The following is a 23,605-nucleotide window of genomic DNA, read 5'->3' on the forward strand; positions in this document are numbered from 1 at the left end:
AAGGATGAAAGATATGATTTCTGTACTAGTAGTAGACGATCATGTAGCTGTAGGTTTAGGAACAAAAGCATTAATTGAGCAATATGATGATATAACAGTTGATGTATTACACGAAAGTGATAAAGTGATAGAAAGACTTCAAAGTAAAACGTATGATGTGTATTTAATTGATTTACAAATGCCGAATATAAATGGTTTGGAGCTTTCTAAGAAAATATTAACAATCCATCCAGAAGCATCTATTCTTATTTTCACTGGATATGATGTGTTGTCACATTATAATTTACTAATTGACAATGGAGTTCTTGGTGTATTAAGTAAGACATATTTCGAAGAACAGATTATAGATGCGATTCGGCATGCCGTAAACAAAGAAGTAGTTTTACCATATCAGCTTATTCAACAGTTAAGAATTAAAGACAGTGTATCGAATATAACTGAGCACGAGCAAGTAGAAAATGTAGTTTCCTTAACTGAAGAAGAAAAGAAAATTTTAATTGAAGTAAGTAAAGGAAAAACGAATAGAGAGCTGGCTGAAATTTTGCATTTAAGTCAAAGAGCTGTAGAGTACAAACTAACTGATATATTTCATAAATTAAAAGTGACTTCTCGAATGACAGCTGTTCAGAAGGCAAAAGAGTTGAAGATCATTGCTTTTCTCGATTTGTAAGAACAGTTTCATAGTATGAAATCGTAAATAGAAAGTAAAAAAAGAGATTTTGTTCCAATTTATATGGAGCAAAATCTCTTTTTTGTATTTTGCGTGAAGATGCTTTGCCCTCTATCACAATAAGTAGTTGATATCTGAATAATTAATATAATGACAAAATTAGAAATTGCGTATTTTGCGTGGTAACACATAGTTTTTGCGGATATGTAACCTCGTTTTTCGTTTTGAAATTTTCAGCCAATTTATATAATAAAGTTAAATCAAAAATTGAAAGGGGGAGATATATTGTGGAAAGGAATAAGACAGCTTAGTAAGGTATGTTTAGCCAGTGGGATTATATTTACTCAAGTTAGCACACTAGGTGCTTTTCCAACAACCGCTTATGCGATAACAGAAAATCAAATGTCGGATTTTATCATAAAAGCTGAGAAAGATCAGGTAAAAATAAATGAGAACGTTGTGCTTACGCTAGACGGCATACACAATCAAGACCAAAAGCTCGAAGTAGTATTACCTGATGGCATGCAGTTTAATGAACAAGAGACAGCGAAGTTAAATGAAAAAAATCCAGCAATTGGAACCATTCTAACTGGAAAGACTCTGAAGGGATTCGGTTAAAAGTGAAACCGGGTCCAAATGTGAAAGTGAATGAGACATATCAAGGTGAATTAGAGTGGACCTTAACAGATACTCCAATTTAAAATGATATATCTAATAAGTTGTTTATAGATATATATAAATTAAAAAGGAGATAATAAAATGGTCAAAAAATATATAGTGGCAATGCTATTCATCATCACTATGTTAATTCCCTTGTTCTCCTCTTATGAAACAGTAAGGGCAGAAACAATGCATTCTAAAGTGGGAATTACATTTTCAAATAGTTATTTTCCAAGTACAACTGTGAATCCAGCAGCTATACCAGATGGTTCTACGCCAACTGATTATTCATCTGATAATCAGTTAAATAAAAATGTGCTTCCTAAAACTGGGGGCAACCTATCTAGTTCCTCTTTATATATGGGATTGGGAAGTATATTCGTAGCCTTAGCAATTTTGATAGTATTGGCAAAAAATAATAAGGAAAATAAAAAACATATGAATGGAGGTACATTATGAAACTAACAAACGTAGCATTAGCAGGAGTTGTATCATTTGGGGCTGTATTAGCAGCAGGAGCACCAGCATTTGCAGAAGAAGCAGCAACGATGAAGTCGCATACAGATGTAACGTTTACACAAAATGAAAAACCAGTAAAACCAGTAAATCCAGTAAAACCAGGAGAAGATGTAGTGCCAAATGATGATCCAAATGATCCACATGAAGATGGAACAAACGGTCCATTAAGTATTGATTATGTATCTAATTTTCATTTTGGTGAGCAAAAAATGTCAGGGAATGACAAAGTGTATACAGCGCAATTAGATGTAGTGAAACAAAAAGAATCAGGTGAGAAAACACAAGTACCAAACTTTGTACAAGTAACAGATGACCGCGGTACAAATAAAGGCTGGAGATTAACAGTAAAACAAGATGCTCAATTTAAAGCAGGGGAGAATGAGTTAACTGGTGCAGAACTGAAATTACATAATCCAGTTGCAAACTCTACAATTGACATGAAATATGCTCCAGATGTAAAAGAAGTAACATTAAATCCAAATGGAGCTACACAAGAAGTAGCAATTGCCCAAGATGGTAAAGGTATGGGGACATGGGTAACGCATTATGGTACAGATAATGTGGAAGGTGCAAAAAGTATTACGTTATCTGTACCAGGTGCAACTGCAAAAGTAAAAGATGCAAAATATGAAACAACATTAACTTGGGCTTTAGAAGATACACCTCAATAAGTAAAAATAAAAGATAGATAAGGAGAAAAGTGATATGAAATTAACAAAAGCAACATTAGCAGGAGTCGTATCATTTTCAGCGGTATTAGCAGCGGGAGCACCAGCATTTGCAGATACAGCTGCAACAATGCATTCAAAGTCATTTATTAAATTCGAACAAAATACAAATACGGTAGACCCAACGAGTCCAATTAGCCCAGGCGAAATAGTAGAACCGACAACAGATCCGACTAATCCAGGCGATACGCATGAACCAGGAACACAAGGACCATTAAGTATTGATTATGTATCTAACTTTAACTTTGACACTCAAAAAGTATCTGGTAATAATGAAGTATACTATGCAAAATTAGATAAAGTGAAAAATAAAGAAGGAAAAGTGATTGAAGTACCAAACTATGTCCAATTAACAGATAACCGTGGTACAAATGCCGGCTGGAAATTGACAGTAAAACAAAATGAACAATTTAAAACGACAAGCGGTGCAGAATTAACAGGAGCTGCTTTAACATTGAAAAACGGAACATTAAATTCAGCTTCTGGAAGCGATGTACCAACGGCTCAGCAAAATATTACATTAATTCCAGGACAATCATCTGATGTTGTAATCGCCGAAGCAGATCACGGTATGGGAACATGGACAAATGCTTTCGGTAAAACAGCAGATGAAGGGAAAAAAAGTATTGAATTAAGCGTACCAGGTAAGACAAAAAAGGAACAAGCACAGTACACAACAACATTAACTTGGGAATTAAAAGATTCTCCTATGTAATAGCTCATTATGTAGAGAAAGTGAAGAAAGAGATAAAGAGGATTTCTTCTTTATCTCTTTTGTTGTTTATATAAAATGATAGATTTGCGAGGAATACAATATGAAATGTATGAAGAAAGTCGTAAGTAGTGTATTAGCTATCGTGTTTCTACTGCATATGGCAAGTATGACCACATATGCAGCGGAAATGAAATTTGCAGTTACTGCAGTCATTCCAGAAAATCAAATTGATAAAAATCAAACGTATTTTGATTTAAAAATGAAACCAGGACAAAAACAAACTCTTCAAGTACAAATGAAAAATGATACGGATAAAGAGGTTGTTGTTGAAACTCATGCAAATACGGCAGTTACAAATAGTAACGGAATTGCAGATTATAGCATGACCAACCCTCAATTTGACTCTACTCTAAAAATTCCATTTTCTAAAATTGCAAAAGTGCAAAAAGAAACAAAAATCCCTGCAAAAAGTACCGTTACATTAGATGTGAACATTGAAATGCCAAATGAGTCATTTGATGGTGTTATTTTAGGTGGCTTGTATTTTACAGAAAAAGAAGATGAAAAAGCAAAAGGAAAATCTGACAATGTACAAATCAAGAATAAATACGCATATGCAATCGGTGTTGTTTTAAGAGAAACAGATACGGAAGTGAAACCAGATTTAAAATTGAATGAAATAAAACCAGGCCAAGTAAATGCACGCAATGTCGTGACAGCGAATTTACAAAATACAAAAGCAGCTATGTTAAAACATTTAACTGTAGATGCAAAAGTATATACAGAAAAAGGGAAAAATGTTTTACATGAAACGAAAAAAGAAGATTTACGCATGGCGCCAAATTCAAACTTCGACTACGCAATTAGTTGGGATAATAAAGCATTAGAGCCTGGAACATACCGTTTAGAAATGAAAGCAACAGATGGCGATCAAAAATGGGAGTGGACGAAAAAATTTACAATTGAAGGAGATAAGGCAAAAGAGTTAAATAAAACAGCCGTCGAAGCGCAAAAAGACTATACAATGTACTACATTATCGGAGGCATTCTACTATTCATTCTCCTATTAATTTTGGTGTTCTGGTTAGGAAGACGTTCGCAACATAAACAGCAGCAAAAATAGCATAGTAGTAGTTTGCGTTTTTCCGACTTCCTTTATTAACAGATAAATTTTATTAGTAAATAAAATTGCTGCATGTGACAAGAAAGGAGTCAAGAAGTTGAAAAAGCAAATAAAGAAACTTGGAATTCTTTTTTTAATAGGAGGCGTTCTCGTTACTCAAACGAGTGTATTCGGTTATGTTCCAAATAAAGTGTATGCTGCTACGAATGATCAACAAGGAATATTCAGTGTGGATATAGATAAGAAAAATGTGAAAGTGAATGAAAATGTCGTATTAAAAGTTACAAATAAAAACAAAGAAGATCAGTATATTGAAATTCCATTATCTGATGAGCAAGTCTTCAATGAAGAAGAAACCAACAAGCTAAATGAAAAAAACAAAGCGATTCAAGTTATCTATCTTCCTGATCAACGAATGATTCAAATTTCTAAAAAAGAGAAAAATGAGGATATAGGTGACGTTTCGCTCGTTATCCAAATCAAAAAAGCTGGTGAATATACATTTGTGTCAACTGCCAAATCTGAAGGACAAGATAAGAAAGTAGAATCAACAGTATTAAAAGTGGAAGAACAAGAAAAACATCTTCCTAATGTGAAAAAAGAACATATTTTAACTCAACAAAAGAATGAAAGTCCAGAAGATACCAAATCTACTAAAGAAACAAGAAATAAAGGAGACCAAAAAGAAGTAGGAACAAGGCAGCAAATAGAATCTGAGGAAAAGAAACCCGAAAATGTTGAGGGAAAATCAGAACCGATGAAAGTAAGAAAAGAGGTTAAACAAAAAAAATCTAATAGGCAATTGGGTGCAATGAGATATAAGGCTCCTATGCAAGGGCAGGTTCCGCAATTAGATTGCTTTAAGAATGTGAAAACAGAAGAATTACCTGGAGATAGTGCATTTATAATGAGGAAGACTTCAGAAACAAAGTTAATTGCATCAAGTGGATATGTTACAAAATTTGAGTCTCTAAAGGTTGATAATAATCACCCGACAGGTTCTGTAACTTTTAAAAATATAGGGTACTATAATGGAAAAAAAGTAACATTAAGAGTGGATTTAACTGCTAAGAGTCCATCTGGGGGGGAATTGTTCTTTAATAATGATTATTTTTTAGGAATAGATGCAGGACCTCAATTTCAGGGCTCAAAAGGATCGGTTGACGTCGAATATTCTTTTTTTGATGAAACTGGCGAACCGCTTTCACTTAAAACAGTATTAAATTATCAAGGTTTAAATAAAAATAAATATATTTCTGTTTATGATTTTGAACAAAAGATAGAAAATGTCTTTGCTTTGTCAAATACACTGATATCTTATAACAATTTAGGTGGAGGAACATATAGGTTTGGGGATGATGCCACTCCTAGTTATTATGATGATAGAATAAAGATATCTTTCCAAACGAAGAAAGTTCATAGCCTTAAAATTCATGTAGACAATCGAGATACAACTACTTCTTCGGTAAGATATGAAACAAAATATTTTTTTAAAGTTGCTATACCGAAAGTAGATGCGCTCAATCAGACATTTCAAGTAGCAAATGACCCTAAAATAAGTGCGGGATTTATACAAACCATTCCTTACTTAGCTCAACAAGGACATATGAAACAGTTGTCTTATCTTGTTACTTCTGATACAGGGAATCAATATACAAAGTCAAAATGGATTGTGGAAAATATTCAAGGGACAGATCGCACAGATTGGTTCACCTTTGAAGAGAATCCAGATGGTACGACGAAAATTACAGCGAAACCAGAAACAGTAAACAATCAAAACTTTTATGATACTGTGTATATTTTTAAACAAATCTATGATTTTGTAGGAAGTGAAACAAATCCAGTTAATAAGTCAAGGTTAAAGGACAATAACATGTATCCGATTCATTTTACTGTCTCCCAAAGTGTTGATGGAACTGCAGATTATGGGAAAACAAATGGTACAACTCTCATAAACTATATGAGTCAAGTACAGGTTCAGCATATTGATCAAGACACAAAACAACCGATTCCAAATGTACAGGATACAGTAGTGGAGGGGATGATAACAGATCCATTTCATGTGAATCCGCTTGAAATTCCCGGCTATCAAGTGGTAAAGAATCAGCCAATCACAGGTATCTTTTTACCTGAAAAACAAGTATTGTCACACATATATACCCCAGTTAAAGCAACTTTAGAAGCAACTGACTTTTCAACTGTAGTGGGGAACATTCCAACAGATAAAGAGGAAATGAAAAAATGTATCTTGAAAGAAGCAAAAGTGAAGGCGATGGAGTTGCCTAGCAATACAGATATTACAAGTCAAGTAGAAGTTGTAGATATTGGTGGATTGCACAATCAAATTGGAAGTTATACAGTGACCTTGAAAGTTAAAAATGTGGAGAAAACAATTACCGTCAATGTTATAGAAGGAAGTTTAGCATTTATTTCGGTACCAGAAAAAATCTCTTTTGAAAACATTCGGATTCCATCTAGAGAAAAAATAGTGAATCGCAGTCGTATGCAAGGGGAGATTGTCGTTTCAGATAAGCGTGAAAATGGAAAAGAGTGGAGCGTATATGTCAAACAAGTGAAACCACTCACTTCGAGTGAAAAGGTTGTATTACCAGATGCATTCGTATACACGAAAAATGGTGTAGATACTGTACTGAACGATCAAAATTACTTAGTGCATAGTCAAAAATCAACAGACTATCACAATGTTTCTATTAACTGGAAAGATTCTGAAGGAATTCGGTTAAAAGTGAAACCGGGTCCAAATGTGAAAGTGAATGAGACATATCAAGGTGAATTAGAGTGGACCTTAACAGATGCTCCAATGTGAGAAGGTTACGAAAAAGGTTCACTTCATAAGAAAAGAAGCCCATTTTCTATTCTACATAGGTGATGGGCTTCTTTAACGCGGCCATAAACTTACATGTTTTCACACTGTTTGCAAGGTCAAACAGTGTTTTTTTGATTCATAATGCGCCTCGCCACTGAAATATTGCGGAAAAACGCATCAGCTTTTCGGTGAAAGAAGAAGAAAGATAACGTATTCTATAGTTATAGGAAGAGCAATAACTCGAAGAAAATTGGACGCTTGCCTTTCTTCCATAAGTTCCATTATGACGATAAAAGTTAAAACTTATTTTCCTTAGCTATTTCTCATAATTCCCTACATGTTTTTAAAAATATGAAACGAAATAGCGTACAATTTTTGGATCGAGTTACTCTGATTGTAGTGAAACTGTATTTTTATGTATTGTCTTTTTTGAGACGAGCCTGTCCCGAAAGTATAACTTTTGGACAGGCTTTTTTTTGTTTATATGTTTTAGTAGTGGTGAGGTGCCGAATTCCCGTTATATTTGAAAAATCCCTAATAGATTATGCTCTTTACTTATGTTGCAATAAAGTTTCATTTCATATGTAGAGTTTGAAGTAATGAGAATATCAATCAGAAATTATTTTAATATATGCAAAGGTTTTTATTGAGATTGTCAAAATAATGTCAAACTTAAATGATTGGAAAAGTAATACATTTGTAATATAATGGTTGAAGAAGATATTACACCATGTTAATTAATTAAGTGTAATATCTAGTTTGTTAACATAATAATATGTTTTATTGCACATGATTTTGATATAAAGGGATGATTAGTTTGAGTACAGAATTAAAAGCAAACAACGTGAAAACGAAGACAAAAGGAGCAGATCTTGTTGTTGATTGTTTAACGCAGCAAGGTGTGAAATACGTCTTCGGTATTCCAGGTGCAAAGATTGACGCTGTATTTGATGTATTACAAGAAAGAGGACCGGAGTTAGTTGTTTGTCGTCATGAGCAAAATGCAGCGTTTATGGCAGCAGCTGTTGGGAGATTGACAGGAAATCCAGGTGTTTGCCTTGTAACTTCTGGACCAGGAACATCAAATTTGGCAACAGGTCTTGTAACTGCGAATGCAGAAAGTGATCCCGTTGTTGCTTTAGCAGGTGCAGTACCACGTGCGGATCGGTTAAAACGTACACATCAATCGATGGATAATGCTGCATTATTCGAACCAATCACAAAATATAGCGTAGAAGTGGAACACCCTGATAACGTACCGGAGGCAATTACGAATGCGTTCCGCAATGCAACTTCGACACATCCAGGTGCAACATTGGTGAGTCTTCCGCAAGACGTTATGACCGCAGAAACATCCGTTTCATGTATCAGTGCGCTTTCTAAGCCACAGCTTGGAATCGCTCCCACACATCAAATTGAAGCAGTTGTGGAAAAAATTAAAGCAGCAAAATTACCGGTTATTTTGCTTGGTATGCGAGCAAGCACGAATGCAGTGACGAAAGCTGTACGTGAGTTAATTGCCGGAACAGAGCTACCAGTTGTTGAAACGTATCAAGCAGCTGGTGCCATCTCGCGTGAATTGGAAGATCATTTCTTTGGACGCGTTGGGTTATTCCGCAACCAACCAGGTGATATTTTACTAGAAAAAGCAGATCTTGTTGTATCTATTGGTTATGATCCTATTGAGTATGATCCGAAATTTTGGAATCAACTTGGTGATCGAACTATTATTCATTTGGATGATCATCAAGCGGATATCGACCATGATTATCAACCAGAGCTGGAATTAGTAGGAGATATTGCTTTAACTGTAAATAGTATTGCACAGAAACTACCGAAACTTGTGTTAGAAACGAAATCGATTTTAAATTGCTTACGAGCAAAATTATCAAAGCAAGCTGAATTACCAAAACGTGATTCACAAGGTCTTACACATCCATTACAAGTAATTCGTACATTGCGCTCTCTTATTGACGATGAAACTACTGTTACATGTGATGTTGGTTCGCATTATATTTGGATGGCAAGATGCTTCCGTTCTTATGAACCACGCCGCTTGTTATTTAGTAATGGTATGCAAACATTAGGAGTCGCGCTTCCTTGGGGCATTGCCGCAACGCTTGTAGAGCCAGGGAAAAAAGTTGTTTCTGTTTCTGGAGATGGTGGTTTCTTATTCTCAGCAATGGAACTTGAAACAGCAGTTCGTCTGAACGCACCGATTGTACATCTTGTTTGGAGAGATGGTACATATGATATGGTTGCCTTCCAGCAAATGATGAAATACGGAAGAACATCAGCCACTGAATTTGGCGATGTTGATATTGTAAAATACGCTGAAAGTTTCGGAGCTACTGGTCTTCGTGTCAATAAACCTGAAGAATTAGAAAGCATACTGAAAGAAGCACTTCAGGCAGAGGGGCCTGTTGTAGTTGATATCCCAATTGACTACCGCGATAATCTGAAGTTGAGTGAAAAATTACTACCAAACCAATTAAACTAATGGTAAAGGAGTAGAAGATAAATGAGTGTTGCGCAATTATTAAATATTAATGCAAAGAAAACAAAAGTAAATAATGAAGTGTATCAAACGTCAACGATGCTTGCTTTATTAGATGGTCTTTATGATGGAATTATCAATTTTGAACAATTAAAAGAATATGGTGACTTTGGAATTGGCACGTTTGATCAATTAGATGGCGAAATGATTGCCTTTGGCGGTGAGTTTTATCATTTGCGTGCAGACGGTTCAGCAGAAGTAGTTGCACCTGAAGAAACAACACCATTTTCAACGGTAACGTTTTTTGAGAACGAAATGAGCTACACAATTGAACGAGCTATGAATCGTGAAGAAGTAGAAGCATTATTACACGAGCTTATGCCAAGTAAAAACTTATTTTATGTGATTCGCATGGATGGAATATTTCGCGAAGTAAGAACGAGAACAGTACCAAGACAAGAGAAACCATATACACCGCTTGTTGAAGTGACAAAATCACAGCCGATTTTCTCTTTCAAACATACGAAAGGAACAATGGTAGGTTTTTGGACACCAGATTATGCACAAGGAATTGGTGTAGCTGGGTATCATTTACATTACATTGATGATGAAAGAAGCGGGGGCGGACATGTTTTTGACTTTGTAGTAGAAAACTGCAAGATTCAAATTTGTCAAAAGGCACATATGCATTTAGCGCTTCCAGAAACAGCTGATTTTATGGCAGCTGATTTATCGAGAGAAAATCTTGAAAACGACATTGCGACTGCAGAAGGCGCGGAGTGAAAAAAGTGAATGTTGAAAAAGGAAGCAGGAAAGAAAATAATCCTGCTTCCTTTTTTATTTAGAGACGAATGGATTGTTTTGAAAATAAAAACGCCAAGGGTAATGGACAGCTTCTTCTGCGTAATCAATATTCATGCGCGGGCCTTTTGCTATTTCATATTGAGAAGAGAGATGCTGTGATTCAGGCACTAATTCAATATATAGCTTGTCTCCTTGTAAAGAGAGCCCACGTTCTTCTAACGTAATGTTAAGCGCGCGGCATAGCTTACCAGGTCCATTCGTCAAATTTTTATATTGTGTTTTCGTCAGTTCCGTCTTACCGTAGCGTGCCAGTTTCATTTCTTCTACTCCCTCGGCTGGCTCTAGTGCCCGAATGAGAACGCCTTGTGGGATACCAACTGGTGCAGTAATTACATTAAAGCAATGATACATGCCGTAAATGAGATATACATAAGCATGTCCTGGCGCGCCAAACATAATTTCCGTTCGTTCAGTTCGTCGTCCTCCGTAGCTGTGTGCTGCTTTATCATCTGGTCCTTTATATGCTTCTACTTCAACGATATAGCCGCTTCGTTTCACCCCATCTACGATATGGACAAGTTTCTGTCCGAGCAAATTTTTCGCAACGTCCAATGTATCACCTTCATAAAAGAGAGGAGGTGCTTTCATGTTCATCGCTCCTTTCTTGATGATATATGTTTTTTGTACTTGTAAAAGCTCGATTCTTAAGAGAGTCTAATTCGTGAGTGATGAAGAAAATTTTCATAAATGAAAGTTTCTCTTTATATTAAACCAAATTTACAGTAGTAATTCTAACTCGTTCTATTTCGCACATTTTTTTCATAAATTATGGATAGGGTAAAGTAGCTAAGAGGAGGAATGCGTCATGATTTATCGCTTATTGGCTCTTAATATAGATGGGACGCTATTACAGAACAATGGTAAAATCCCAAAAGGCACAAAAGAAGCCATTGATTTTGTAAAAAGAAAAGACGTATATGTGACATTATTTACAAATCGTAATTTTCAATCGGCTCATAAAATAGCGAAGTCTTTAAAGTTAGATTCTATATTAGTTACACATGGTGGCGCGTTTATTTCAGCAACATTAGATAAGCCATTCATGCAAAAACGACTATCTGAAGAAAAGACTTTTAATATTGTGCAAGTATTAGAACACTTTGAATGTAATATTCGGATTTCACATGAGCGTTTTTCGATTGGGAACAGGGAACGCAATACACCAAATTTAATTGCGCGCACTGTGTTATCGAGTGCAGATCCACTCTTTTATCCTGTTCAATTTGTCGATTCATTAGGGGATGCGCTGCGCGATCATCCTGTGGCAGCTCCTAAAATTGATGTCATCTTTCATAGTCAGGGAGAAAAAGAGCGAGCGCTTAAGACATTGCAGAAAGCATTTGCAGATATAGAATATGTGGAGTGTGATACAAGAAGATTAGAAATTCTGCCGTCTCATGTATCAAAATTCAGTGGATTACAAGTATTAGGGGAGCATCTCGGTATCCATGTAAATGAAATGGTGGCGATTGGAGATAGTTTAGAAGATCTTGAAGTAATTGAACATGTAGGCTTAGGAGTAGCGATGGGAAATGCACCGCTTCCGCTCAAACAAGCAGCAGACTGGATTACGCGCTCTAATAATGAAAATGGTGTGCAGTACATGATTAAAGAGCATTTCCGTAAACAATTCCCACTTCCGTTTTTAAAAAATCATACGCAAATGCCGAAATGGTGAGAAAAGAAGGTGTATCGTTCATAGTTTTAATCTTGCTATTTGCAGCAGTAAAATTTCCATCTCAAAGAAGGAAGATAGGTGGGAACGCATAATCAGTGGGGCCTTGCAAAAAATGTTGTGTATAGGAGTCTATCACCTGTATATGGGAGGTGATAGACTCCTTTTTTTATGTAATGAACTTTAATAAAGTTTCTTTTTTTAGTCATATAACTTTCGCAAACTTTTCCAAATTAAACCTGACATTTCCATAATATTCATTTATAATGGGAAGTTGTGGAATTATGGTTACTTATTATGAGTTGTAGGATTTATTTCCCAGTTTGGTTCGTTTCATGTCTTTTTTCTTGTAAAAGTTTTTGGTGATTATTTTTGGGAATACCTCATCTCAATAGCATTAGAAAGGGGGACTTTATGAACTCAAAAAAATGGTTTGTCCTATTTTTAGTTTGTATTGTTATTATGTCACAAAGTTTCATGCCAATCACTGCAAAGGCACAAGAATTAAATTCAGTGGGATTTATAGATAGTATTGAGTTTGAGAGCACAGATTTATATTATGGACAAAGAACGAAAATCACGGTGAAATTTAGTGAAAAAGATAATTATGATCTACAGCCTGGAGATGTATTAACATTAACCTTACCTCAAGAATTGAAAGGATATAATAAAAAAGTCTCATTAGACGATTATGGTGTTTGTGAAATATCATCAGGCATTGCGAAATGTACATTTAATGAAAAGGTAAATACGCATACAAACATTAGAGGGAAATTTGGTATTGATATTCAAGCTACAAATGTAGAAGCAAATCAGAAGAAAGAGATACAAACGAACTTAGGAACAATTTTAGATATGCAAACCATCACTATTACAGGTCCAAGTAGTGGTGGCGGTAATAGTGATGGAGAAGAGTACAAAGGACCATTTTCTTACAAAGTAGGTCATATAGATCCAGAGAATACCAATGAGGTTCAGTGGTATTTGATGATCAATTATAATAAAGAGGATGTAAATAAAGATATTAAGATAACTGATAGTTTACAAGGTGGTCAAAAATTAAAGAAAGATAGTTTTTATATAGTTGTTGAAAACAGTGCAGAACATAGATCTCTTACATTAAAAGAGTTTGAGAGTCAAGGATATGGAACAATAAAATTTGTGAATGATTCAACTTTCAATATTACTTTTAATAAAAAGAAAGCTAGTGCTACTAGATTTGCAGTTATGTATAACGTAGATATAACTGAAGAAGGGAAGAAACTTCAATATTTAGAAAACAAGTATACTATTGAACATGAGGTAGTAGACCATGAACCGGTGTCTATTTCAGAAGTTGTACAAATTGAAAATATTACATTATATGGTGAGGCTGAAGGCGATAGCCAGGAAAAAGATAAAGAGAAACCGCAAGTAGAAGGTGTAGGGGAAGAAAAAGAAACAGAAGAGCCATGGGAAACAACAGATGAATTACAAGAAAACCACCCAGAGCCAGAAACAGCGAAAGAAGTGGAAGAAGAGAAACTACACGATGCAAAAGTAGAGAAGCCACAAGTGTTAGGCGTGGGTGAAGAAAAAGAAACAGAAGAGCCATGGGAAACAACAGATGAATTACAAGAAAACCACCCAGAGCCAGAAACAGCGAAAAAAGTGGAAGAAGAAAAGCTACACGATGCAAAAGTAGAGAAGCCACAAGTGTTAGGCGTGGGTGAAGAAAAAGAAACAGAAGAGCCATGGGGAACAACAGATGAATTAAAAGAAGAACGCCCAGAGCCAGAAATAGCGAAAGAAGTGGAAGAAGAGAAACTACACGATGCAAAAGTAGAACAACCACAAGTAGAAGGTGTAGGGGAAGAAAAAGAAACAGAAGAGCCATGGGAAACAACAGATGAGTTACAAGAAAATCACCCAGAGCCAGAAACAGCGAAAGAAGTGGAAGAAGAAAAGCTACATGATGCAAAAGCAGAGAAACCACAAGTAGAAGGTGTAGGGGAAGAAAAAGAAACAGAAGAGCCATGGGGAACAACAGATGAATTAAAAGAAGAACGCCCAGAGCCAGAAACAGCGAAAGAAGTGGAAGAAGAGAAACTACACGATGCAAAAGTAGAACAACCACAAGTAGAAGGTATTGGGAAAGAGGAAGAAACAGAAGAAACGTGGGAAACAACAGATGAATTAAAAGAAAATCACCCAGAGCCAGAAACAGCGAAAGAAGTGGAAGAAGAGAAACTACACGATGCAAAAGTAGAACAACCACAAGTAGAAGGTGTAGGGGAAGAAAAAGAAACAGAAGAGCCATGGGAAACAACAGATGAATTAAAAGAAAACCACCCAGAGCCAGAAACAGCGAAAGAAGTGGAAGAAGAAAAGCTACATGATGCAAAAGTAGAGAAACCACAAGTGTTAGGCGTGGGAGAAGAAAAAGAAACAGAAGAGCCATGGGAAACAACAGATGAATTAAAAGAAGAACGCCCAGAGCTAGAAACAGCGAAAGAAGTGGAAGAAGAGAAACTACACGATGCAAAAGTAGAAAAGCAGAAAATAGAAGAGACCTGGGAAATAACAGGTGAGTTAAAAGAAGAACGCCCAGAGCTAGAAACAGCGAAAGAAGTAGAAGAAGAGAAGTTACATGATCCAAAAGCAGGAGAGCAGGGAATAGAAGAAACCTGGGAAATAACAGGTGAGTTAAAAGAAGAGCGCCCTGAGCTGGAAACAGCGAAAGAAGCAGGAAAAGAGAAATTACATGATTCAAAAACAGAAACACCGCAAGTAGAAGGTGTGGGGGAAGAAATCTGGGGAATAACAGATGAATTAGAAGGCCAGCCACAGCCAGAAAGAACAAAATTGACAGAAGAAACAAGTCATCAAGTACAAGAGAAATCCAAAGTACATGGATCATCAAAAGGTGGCGGAAAACAATTACCACAGACGGGTGGCAATATGTCATATGGAGGACATGTAGGTGGAGTGCTGTTTGTGCTGGGACTACTAATGTTAGTAGTGAATAAAAGAAAATATAACCAGAATGATTGAATGATTTAAACGGACTATTATAGGCATATAATAGTCCGTTTTTAGTTAGGTTACGTATTTGTAAGTTACACAAAATGGCGATTGAATGAGGAGAGAAAAAGAGGGAAGGCAATACATGATTTACATAGAAAAGTAGTAAAATCTTCTATATTGACCTAAAAACGCCCTTCAAGTAAACTAAAGAGAGTTTACAAATGAAAAGGTGATAAGGGTTGTTAATTTCAATTAAAACGTTACAAGATGATCGTTTTTTACGTCCGCTACAACATATTAGCGGCTTGTTTTTTGAGGAGAGTACGATAGGGTTTGAGAAAGAAGAGGCCAATCTTATTGTTGATATACAAATTGAAGGAAATGTAACCGCTTCTGCTCGTTTAACAGACGTTGTGACAGGAAATGTATATGAGCAAACATTTTCTAAAGATTTATCTTCTTATGAAGTAGAAAAAGAACGTATGAAACAAGTGAAGCATGTTGTTTCCTATGTGTATCTTTCTGTTTTACAGCAGCTAACTGGAATAAAACAAAGCTGGGGAATTTTAACAGGGGTACGTCCAACAAAACTTCTTCATAAAATGCTGCAAAGTGGTATGTCAAAAGAAGAGGCGCATAAAGAACTTCGTGATAGTTATTTAATTGATGAAGAAAAGATTCAATTATTGCAGCGCATCGTCGATTGTCAATTATCAGTTATTCCTGATTTATATCGCTTAAAAGAAGAAGTGAGTATTTATATCGGCATTCCATTTTGTCCAACGAAGTGTGCTTATTGTACGTTCCCAGCTTATGCGATTAACGGACGCCAAGGATCTGTTGATTCATTCTTAGGCGGTTTGCATTATGAAATTCGTGAAATTGGTACGTTCTTAAAGGAAAAGGGAATTAAAGTTACGACGATTTATTACGGCGGGGGTACACCGACAAGTATTACAGCAGAAGAGATGGATATGTTGTATGAACAAATGTATGAATCCTTCCCAGATGTGGAAAACGTGCGTGAAGTAACGGTTGAGGCAGGGCGTCCGGATACCATTACACCAGAAAAACTAGAAGTATTAAATAAATGGAATATTGACCGCATTAGCATTAATCCGCAGTCGTACCATCAAGAAACGTTAAAGGCGATTGGACGCCATCATACAGTAGAAGAGACAATTGAGAAGTATCATTTAGCACGTAAAATGGGAATGAATAATATTAATATGGACTTAATTATTGGTCTTCCAGGTGAAGGGTTAGAAATCTTTCAGCATACGTTAGCTGAAACGGAAAAGTTAATGCCAGAATCATTAACTGTGCACACACTGTCATTTAAACGTGCTTCTGAAATGACACAAAATAAGCGGAAATATAAAGTTGCTGGTCGCGAAGAAATTACTGCGATGATGCATGAAGCAGAAGAGTGGACGAAAAAGCATAATTACGTACCATACTACTTATATCGTCAAAAAAATATTTTAGGTAACTTAGAGAATGTAGGGTATGCGATGCCAACGCAAGAGAGCATCTATAATATTGTAATTATGGAAGAAGTGCAATCCATTATTGGTCTTGGTTGCGGTGCGTCAAGTAAATTTGTCCATCCGAAAACAGGAGCCATTACGCATTTTGCCAATCCGAAAGATCCAAAGTCATACAATGATGGCTATGTAAAATATACAGAAGATAAGCTAAAGATTTTAGAAGAACTATTTTGTTAAGAGAAAATGAGTCTGTCCTTTTGGATGGGCTCTTTTTTTAGTCACGATGAGGTGACGAATTTTGTCGACCGGTCGATATTTCGTGTCGAACCGCCGATATTTTTCATTTTGCGCCGATATATCGTGCTCAATCGCCGATAAAAGGGTTAGTTGCGCCGATATAATTTCATATACCAAGACCTCTCCTACGATGATGTATTTTTTATCTCGCTATTTTAGGACAGTAACAGCGGGCTCATTTTCATGTCGAGAAATATCAGAAAAAGAAGGTAAAAATGTGGAGGAAATGTCTACTTATACACGAAATGATAAATTTATGAAAGTATAAAGGGGGCATATTTTGGCATGTATATGACGATTGGGAGAATTTTTGATTTAACAGTTGGCAAGTATCCAAATAAAGAAGCGTTAGTGGAACCGACAAGAAATATCCGCTGGACATATAAAGAGTGGGATGAACAAGTAAATAAAACGGCGCATGCTTTATTAGCTGAAGGGGTGAAAAAGGGGGATACTGTATCGGTTTATTTATATAATTGTCATGAGTTCGTAAACGTTTATCTAGCTTGTTCTAAAATCGGCGCAATCTTCAATCCAATTAATTTCCGCTTAAAAGCAAAAGAAGTCGCTTATATTCTTCAAGATGCATCCTCAAAAGTTGTTGTATTTGAAAAAGCTGTTGAACAAACAGTTGCCGCTATTGAAAAAGATTTCCCAAACAGTTCTTTTTGGTATATAGAAGATGACAAACCGAATTATGCTGAGTCGTATCATGAAAAAGTACAGGCTGCACGATCGACAGAAATTGATATAGTAGTAGAAGAAACAGACTTTTGTTCTATGCTATATACAAGTGGTACAACAGGTCATCCAAAAGGCGTGTTACACCGTCACCGTGAAATTGCAGAGCATAGTATGATTTGTACATATTTCTTAAAGTATAACAGAGACAGTATCGGGCTTGCGGTAGCGCCACTTTATCACTGCGGAGAATTAAATGCTGGCATTTTGCCGCGTATTCAAGTCGGTGGAAAAAATGTTATTTTACACCACTTCGATACAAAGACAGTATTACATACAATAGAAACGGAAAAAATTACAACATTCTTTGCGGCGCCAACGATGTGGAATATGATGTTGCAAGAGGATTTGTCACAGTATGAATTACAATCGATGAAGATTGGAATATATGGCGGAGCGGCAATGGCACCGGCACTTGTGAAAGAATGCAAGGAGCGTCTTTTTATTGATCTTGTCCAAATTTATGGTATGACAGAAATGGGCCCAGTCGTTGCTTTTCTAGTAGAAGAAGATCAAATTACGAAAGCTGGTTCGGCGGGGACGCTTTGCTTTAGCCATGAAATTCGCATTGTGAAGCCAAATGAGGAGGGACCATCTGAACCAGATGATGTACTACCTCCTTATGAAGTAGGGGAGATTATTTTGCGTGGGCCATGTATGATGGCGGGCTATCATAATCATGATGAGGCAACAGCAAAAGTGTTGTACAAGGGTTGGTACCATTCAGGTGATTTAGGATATTTAGATAGAGATGGTTATTTATATGTGGCTGATCGTGTAGATGATATGGTGATTAGTGGCGGAGTGAATATTTATCCGCGTGAAATTGAAGATTTCCTTCATAGTCATCCAGGTGTATTGGATGTTGCTGTTCTTGGTGAACCAGATGAATTGTGGGGGGAACGTGTTGTTGCAGTGATTGTGAAAAAAGATGAGTATGTAACAGCAGCTGACTTAGAGAGATTTTGTAAAGAAAGCGACCAATTGGCTGATTATAAGCGTCCACGTCATTATATATTTGTCGATGAACTTCCGCGAAATGCAAGCGGAAAGCTTCAAAAATTTATACTTCGCGAATCGTTAAAAGGTGCGAAGAAATAGAAGAAAAACAGGAGTCAAAGGGCTCCTGTTTCGTTCTTATTTACGTGAAAAGCCTTCTTCATCTAGATATTCCGCTGCTTCTGGATAGGAGTTAAATGTACCATCTAAGTTTAAGCCGGCGTATACGTTCCACATATCGTCTTCATGAATGAGTGTAAGCGTATGACCGTCTTCATTCTGCCACTCCTCTTCTTTTACCGGTGCAGCTTGTACCACGATTTCTTCTGGGGTATGTGACAGCCGCTCAATTGCTTTTTGAATGAGTGTTCGCAGTTCATCTACTGAAAAATCGCGGATATTTACCATGCCTTTATCATCTGTTTTATAACCACTAATTCCACTTGCATATACGAAACCATTTCCATTTGGGTGTAAATGATAGACAACATTCTTTTTGTCTAAACGACTTTCTTCAAAGTGAAAGTTAACGCGCTTTAACGATACATTTTTTCTTTCTAGTTGCGGGAAGGACTCGATAATTGATAATTTCTCTTCAAAAGTTAGCATAAAGCCTCCAAAGTATATAGTATAAGATTTAATTTGTTCATTATAGCATAGCGCGTTCTTTTTCTAAAGATGGAAGAGATTATTATATGTAGTGGTAAAAGTTATTTTTTTATCTTTCTCCATACAGTGTTTAGATGTATCTATGTTTAGAAGGTTTTAATATTGATATATTAGTATTTTATGTTAAAGTTGACATTTAATTTTTTAGGCAGTATAGTAACATCTTGTATTAGCAATATGCTATCATTAAGAATATACGAATTTAATCTTCCTTTTATTTGGAGGAGCTTTAAGCTGGAGGGAAAATTTGATGTACAAACAGTTACCACATGGTGTAAAAATTGGGATTACGCGCTCAATTGTTGCTTCTTTTGAACAGTATATGAAAGACATTGAGTGGAATGCAGAAAAATTTGATATGCAACAGTTTGTTGAGCAGTGGAAACAATACTTATACACAAGGTCGACTTGGCTTCATAAAGTAGATCGTGAACTAAAAGAACATCCAGATTTCCATCAAGCATTAGCAATGAGAGTAAACGAGAAAATAAATGAGCTAATTAATGAAGAGCCGACGGAAGAACAGAAAGAACAATTAAAGAGACATAATGTAAAACATGTGGATGAAATGTGTAGATTAGAAGCACAATACCATATTGACCGTTTACTCGTAACAAAATAGATTTTACATAGAAAAAGAGCCTATCTGGAGATTGCTAGATAGGCTCTTTTCATATATCCGTATTGTCTTACTCTTGTGGTACGATTACTTTCCAAGTAGATAGATCCACACTTTTTTTTGTTACAAGTGAAGCAGGGAAAGTGAATGACCATGGTTTAGTTGTATTCGCCTGTATTTTAAGATTAGGCAATGTAAAGGTACCAGTCGCAATAACTTCTTGTGAAGCATCAATAATATTGAGTGGAAGTTGTTCAAGTTGAATCGTTTGTTTCAGTCCATTCCGGATTAGAATCGTTGTATGAAGATCCCCAGTGTCCATTTGCTGTGCCTGAATTCCTAAAAAGTTCAGTTCACCTTCGTTAGGTGGTGTTAAATCTTCTACTAACTTTTGAAGGGCTTCTTTGTTTTCTGCTGGTAATTGCGTTTCCCATGTTGGATCCAAATCTAAGCGATGCTCACCTTTTAATTCAAATGCCAATTCCCAATCTGTTTCGGATAGAGAGGCACTTGTTAGTGTTTCTTGCTCAAATGTAAATACCCACGGCATATTTACATTTGCAGGGATTTCGCCTAATGTTGAAAAATCAAATGTTTTGCGTGCGCATACCTCTCCTTCTTTGTTGGATAGAAGTAACGTGAATGTATCAAATTGAATAGGCTTTGATACATTGCTACGAATAAAGGCAATTACGTTGTACCCGTTATCTTGTTTTTCAACCTCAATCCCTGATAGAGAAAGTTGATTTTCCTGTAACTGTGGCAACTCTTTATGTAAGAATCGATAAATATACTGTTGTTCTTGTGCAACTTCTCCCCATGCAGGATGAAAGTATAATGTAGGTTTTACATTTTTACTTGGGGAGCTTGCTTCTTCTTGTCCTAATAACTCATTACTAGAAACTGTTGTATCTTTTCCTTTTTTCTTTGCTCTTTTTAAGAATGATAACATGAAAATTCACCTCACTATGCGTTTTGAGAAACGGTTACATGTCGTGCGATATATAAACACATCTCTTTTTCGAAATTACTGTACGTGTATAAGAAAATATCAAGACCTTCTTTTTGATAGATTCGTGTCGGATCTTCTTGTTGATATTGTCTTAGACCAATTCCTTCTTTTAAATGAGTCATTGCTTCTAAATGATTCATCCAGTTTTTATCAAGGAAGTGCAGTCCAACTTGACGTAGCGCTTGTTGCAGTTCGGAATGATCCTCTAATTCTTGCACTTTATGAAGATGCTTTGCTAACGGATCAGCCAATAGGCGATGTAGCTCTTCAATGGAGTTCACTGTATTTGCTGATAAAATTGGCAACTCTATTGTAGGCATAATTAAATGTAATTCTTCTATTAAAGAATCAAAATCCCATTCTTCTGGAACCATACCTTCTAGAAGATATCTCTTTGCAACAGCATCGACCGTATGCTCAATCATCGGTTTTGCCATTTCAATCATATTTGTTTCTTCGTTTAAGAAGTGGTTGCGTAGTTTATAAATCACATTTCGTTGTTCATTGATTACATCGTCTAATTTTAAGTTGTATTCACGAATAGAGAAATGACTACCTTCACAAACGAGTTGTGTACGATTGATAAAATCATGAACTTTCGGTGAAAGAATAAGGCCTGTATCGTCAGTTTTTAATGATTTTTTTAGCTTTTCTGCGTCTTCTTGTGCGAAACGTTGGATTAAATCATCTTCTAATGAAAGGAAGAACTGAGAACTTCCAGGGTCACCTTGTCGACCAGCGCGCCCCTTTAATTGATTATCAACGCGGCGAGATTCATGACGCTCTGTACCGATTACATGTAATCCACCAAGCTCATGAACACCTTCACCTAGCAAAATATCGGTCCCGCGTCCAGCCATATTTGTCGCAATTGTAATTTGTCCTTTTTGACCGGCTGTTGCAATTAAGTTCGCTTCTTGCTCAGCGCTTTTAGCATTTAATAACTGATATGGTAAATTAGCTTCATCTAAATAGCGCGCAACCGTTTCTGACTGCAAAATGGACATTGTCCCAATTAAAATAGGTTGTCCCGTTTGATGACGTTTGATGACTTCTTCACGTACAGCCTTATATTTAGCATCTGCAGTTATGTATACGACATCTTTTTTATCTTCACGAATGACGGGACGGTTCGTTGGAATCGGGATTACTTCCATATTATACACACGGTTGAATTCTTTTTCTTCTGTTTTCGCTGTACCAGTCATTCCAGATAATGTAGGATACATACGGAAGAAGTTTTGAATTGTAATCGATGCTTGGGTTTGATTTTCCTCCGTAATTTGTAAGCCTTCTTTTGCTTCAATCGCTTGATGTAATCCGTCGCTTAAAGAGCGTCCATCCATCACGCGCCCAGTAAAAATATCAACGAGCATAATCTTATCATCATGGACAATGTAGTCAACATCTCGTTGGAAGGTTACATGCGCACGTAGTGCTTGAATCATATAGTGGTATAATGTTTGGTGTTCAAGATCATATAAGTTATCAATATCAAATAAATCTTCTATTTTCGAAATCCCTTCTTCTGTGAAACTAGAAGATTTTGTTTCTGCATCGTATGTATAATGTAAAGTGTCTTTAAATGTTTGAATTACCTTCGCACATAAATAGTGTAATTCAGAACTGCTTGATTTTTTTCCAGCGATAATAAGTGGTGTTTTAGCTTCATCAATTAAGACGCTATCGATTTCATCAATAATTGCAAAATGGTACGGGCGTTGTACTTGATGCAATGCTGAAGTTTCCATATTATCACGAAGATAGTCAAATCCAAATTCCGTTCCGATTCCGTATGTAATATCTGCTTCATAGGCTTGTTTTTTCTCATCTGGTTGGATTTGGGGAATATTTAAGCCTACAGTTAAACCAAGAAATTCATGAACTTGCCCGATTAATTCTTTATCACGTTTTGCTAAATAATCGTTGACAGTAATAACATGAACGCCTTTCCCTTCTAAAGCACGAACGTATGTTGGTAAGGAGGATACTAATGTTTTCCCTTCACCTGTTGGCATTTCAGCAATATTTCCTTCTAATAGAACAAGTCCCGCCATTAATTGTACATCATAGTGACGTAGCCCTAGTACACGCTTTGCGGCTTCACGAACAACAGCAAATGCTTCAATTTTTAAATCATCAACTGTTTTTCCACTTTGTAGCATTTCTTTAAATAAAAACGTCTTATGGCGCAATTCTTCATCTGATAATGCTTCGATTTGTGGTTCTAATGTATTAATTTCATTCACAAATTGTTCATATTTTCTTATTTTCCGATGTTGTGAATCGCCCAATAACTTTTTTACTGACTTTAGCATCTTTTGTACACTCCTCTTACTAAACAATAGCTTCATTATAGCACATGTTGAATAAGGAAAAGTAGTAGTAGTAGGTGAGGGGAATATATAGGACAATCGTTAATTATGTTAGGAATTATTTTCTTGTCGTTTCTATTTTTTAAATAGAAAAAAAGTATTCAACCTATAAGAAATTT

Annotated in this window: 19 protein-coding genes; 15 read left to right on the forward strand and 4 right to left on the reverse strand. The window is 36.1% G+C overall.

Annotated elements, in window-relative coordinates; translation table 11 throughout:
• Positions 1–13: 13 nt before the first annotated feature.
• The 10 genes from MR058_RS00555 (at position 14) to budA (ending at position 10,522) form a co-directional block, all read left to right on the forward strand.
• Positions 14–670: a response regulator transcription factor gene (locus MR058_RS00555; protein ID WP_242141894.1), complete on the forward strand. Its 657-nt coding sequence runs from the start codon at positions 14–16 to the stop codon at positions 668–670.
• A gap of 285 nt (positions 671–955) precedes the next feature.
• Positions 956–1,288 carry a hypothetical protein gene (locus MR058_RS00560; RefSeq protein WP_242141896.1) on the forward strand — a complete coding sequence of 111 codons (333 nt, stop codon included), beginning with the start codon at positions 956–958 and terminating at the stop codon, positions 1,286–1,288.
• A gap of 2 nt (positions 1,289–1,290) precedes the next feature.
• A complete protein-coding gene (locus MR058_RS23550) occupies positions 1,291–1,371 on the forward strand; it encodes a hypothetical protein (RefSeq protein WP_396021457.1) in 81 nt (26 codons plus the stop codon).
• A 58-nt stretch (positions 1,372–1,429) separates the two neighbouring features.
• Positions 1,430–1,789 carry an LPXTG cell wall anchor domain-containing protein gene (locus MR058_RS00565; RefSeq protein ID WP_242141897.1) on the forward strand — a complete coding sequence of 120 codons (360 nt, stop codon included), beginning with the start codon at positions 1,430–1,432 and terminating at the stop codon, positions 1,787–1,789.
• On the forward strand, positions 1,786–2,520 hold the full coding sequence (locus MR058_RS00570; protein WP_242141900.1) for a WxL domain-containing protein: 735 nt from the start codon (positions 1,786–1,788) through the stop codon (positions 2,518–2,520). The genes MR058_RS00565 and MR058_RS00570 overlap by 4 nt, the downstream gene beginning before the upstream one ends.
• 34 nt (positions 2,521–2,554) lie before the next feature.
• On the forward strand, positions 2,555–3,292 hold the full coding sequence (locus MR058_RS00575) for a WxL domain-containing protein (protein WP_242141902.1): 738 nt from the start codon (positions 2,555–2,557) through the stop codon (positions 3,290–3,292).
• A 100-nt stretch (positions 3,293–3,392) separates the two neighbouring features.
• Positions 3,393–4,415, forward strand: coding sequence for a WxLIP family cell surface protein (locus MR058_RS00580; protein ID WP_242141904.1), 1,023 nt, complete (start codon positions 3,393–3,395; stop codon positions 4,413–4,415).
• Positions 4,416–4,512: 97 nt separating this feature from the next.
• Complete coding sequence (locus tag MR058_RS00585; RefSeq protein WP_242141906.1) at positions 4,513–7,242, forward strand: adhesive domain-containing protein; 2,730 nt, start codon at positions 4,513–4,515, stop codon at positions 7,240–7,242.
• 817 nt (positions 7,243–8,059) lie between these two features.
• Positions 8,060–9,742 carry an acetolactate synthase AlsS gene (alsS, locus tag MR058_RS00590; protein ID WP_242141908.1) on the forward strand — a complete coding sequence of 561 codons (1,683 nt, stop codon included), beginning with the start codon at positions 8,060–8,062 and terminating at the stop codon, positions 9,740–9,742.
• Positions 9,743–9,763: 21 nt separating this feature from the next.
• The gene (gene budA / locus MR058_RS00595) at positions 9,764–10,522 is read left to right on the forward strand and encodes an acetolactate decarboxylase (RefSeq protein WP_242141909.1); all 759 of its coding nucleotides are present in this window, start codon (positions 9,764–9,766) and stop codon (positions 10,520–10,522) included.
• A 54-nt stretch (positions 10,523–10,576) separates the two neighbouring features.
• On the opposite strand, the gene MR058_RS00600 is transcribed toward budA, so the two are convergent.
• Positions 10,577–11,191, reverse strand: coding sequence for a DNA-3-methyladenine glycosylase (locus tag MR058_RS00600; protein ID WP_242141911.1), 615 nt, complete (start codon positions 11,189–11,191; stop codon positions 10,577–10,579).
• A gap of 217 nt (positions 11,192–11,408) precedes the next feature.
• Between MR058_RS00600 and MR058_RS00605 the strand changes: the two genes are divergently transcribed.
• From MR058_RS00605 to MR058_RS00620, 4 genes are all read left to right on the forward strand, one after another.
• Complete coding sequence (locus MR058_RS00605) at positions 11,409–12,281, forward strand: Cof-type HAD-IIB family hydrolase (RefSeq protein ID WP_242141912.1); 873 nt, start codon at positions 11,409–11,411, stop codon at positions 12,279–12,281.
• A 411-nt stretch (positions 12,282–12,692) separates the two neighbouring features.
• Positions 12,693–15,311: a collagen binding domain-containing protein gene (locus tag MR058_RS00610; RefSeq protein WP_242141914.1), complete on the forward strand. Its 2,619-nt coding sequence runs from the start codon at positions 12,693–12,695 to the stop codon at positions 15,309–15,311.
• A gap of 212 nt (positions 15,312–15,523) precedes the next feature.
• Positions 15,524–17,011, forward strand: coding sequence for a coproporphyrinogen III oxidase (locus MR058_RS00615; RefSeq protein WP_242141915.1), 1,488 nt, complete (start codon positions 15,524–15,526; stop codon positions 17,009–17,011).
• A gap of 345 nt (positions 17,012–17,356) precedes the next feature.
• Positions 17,357–18,913: a fatty acid--CoA ligase gene (locus MR058_RS00620; RefSeq protein WP_242141917.1), complete on the forward strand. Its 1,557-nt coding sequence runs from the start codon at positions 17,357–17,359 to the stop codon at positions 18,911–18,913.
• 36 nt (positions 18,914–18,949) lie between these two features.
• On the opposite strand, the gene MR058_RS00625 is transcribed toward MR058_RS00620, so the two are convergent.
• Positions 18,950–19,420, reverse strand: a complete 471-nt coding sequence (locus MR058_RS00625) for a hypothetical protein (RefSeq protein ID WP_242141919.1) — start codon at positions 19,418–19,420, stop codon at positions 18,950–18,952.
• 310 nt (positions 19,421–19,730) lie between these two features.
• Here MR058_RS00625 and MR058_RS00630 point away from each other — a divergent pair, with 310 nt between their 5' ends.
• The gene (locus MR058_RS00630; protein WP_242141921.1) at positions 19,731–20,102 is read left to right on the forward strand and encodes a hypothetical protein; all 372 of its coding nucleotides are present in this window, start codon (positions 19,731–19,733) and stop codon (positions 20,100–20,102) included.
• Between the two features lie 67 nt (positions 20,103–20,169).
• Here the strand turns inward: MR058_RS00630 and MR058_RS00635 are convergent, their stop codons facing one another.
• Together MR058_RS00635 and secA2 are read right to left on the reverse strand one after the other, a co-directional pair.
• Positions 20,170–21,051: an accessory Sec system S-layer assembly protein gene (locus tag MR058_RS00635; RefSeq protein ID WP_242141923.1), complete on the reverse strand. Its 882-nt coding sequence runs from the start codon at positions 21,049–21,051 to the stop codon at positions 20,170–20,172.
• Positions 21,052–21,065: 14 nt separating this feature from the next.
• On the reverse strand, positions 21,066–23,429 hold the full coding sequence (gene secA2, locus MR058_RS00640; protein WP_242141925.1) for an accessory Sec system translocase SecA2: 2,364 nt from the start codon (positions 23,427–23,429) through the stop codon (positions 21,066–21,068).
• Between the last annotated feature and the right edge of the window lie 176 nt (positions 23,430–23,605).

Origin of the sequence: Bacillus cereus group sp. BfR-BA-01430 (assembly GCF_022663115.1) — a bacterium.
Lineage (GTDB): Bacteria > Bacillota > Bacilli > Bacillales > Bacillaceae_G > Bacillus_A > Bacillus_A cereus_BD.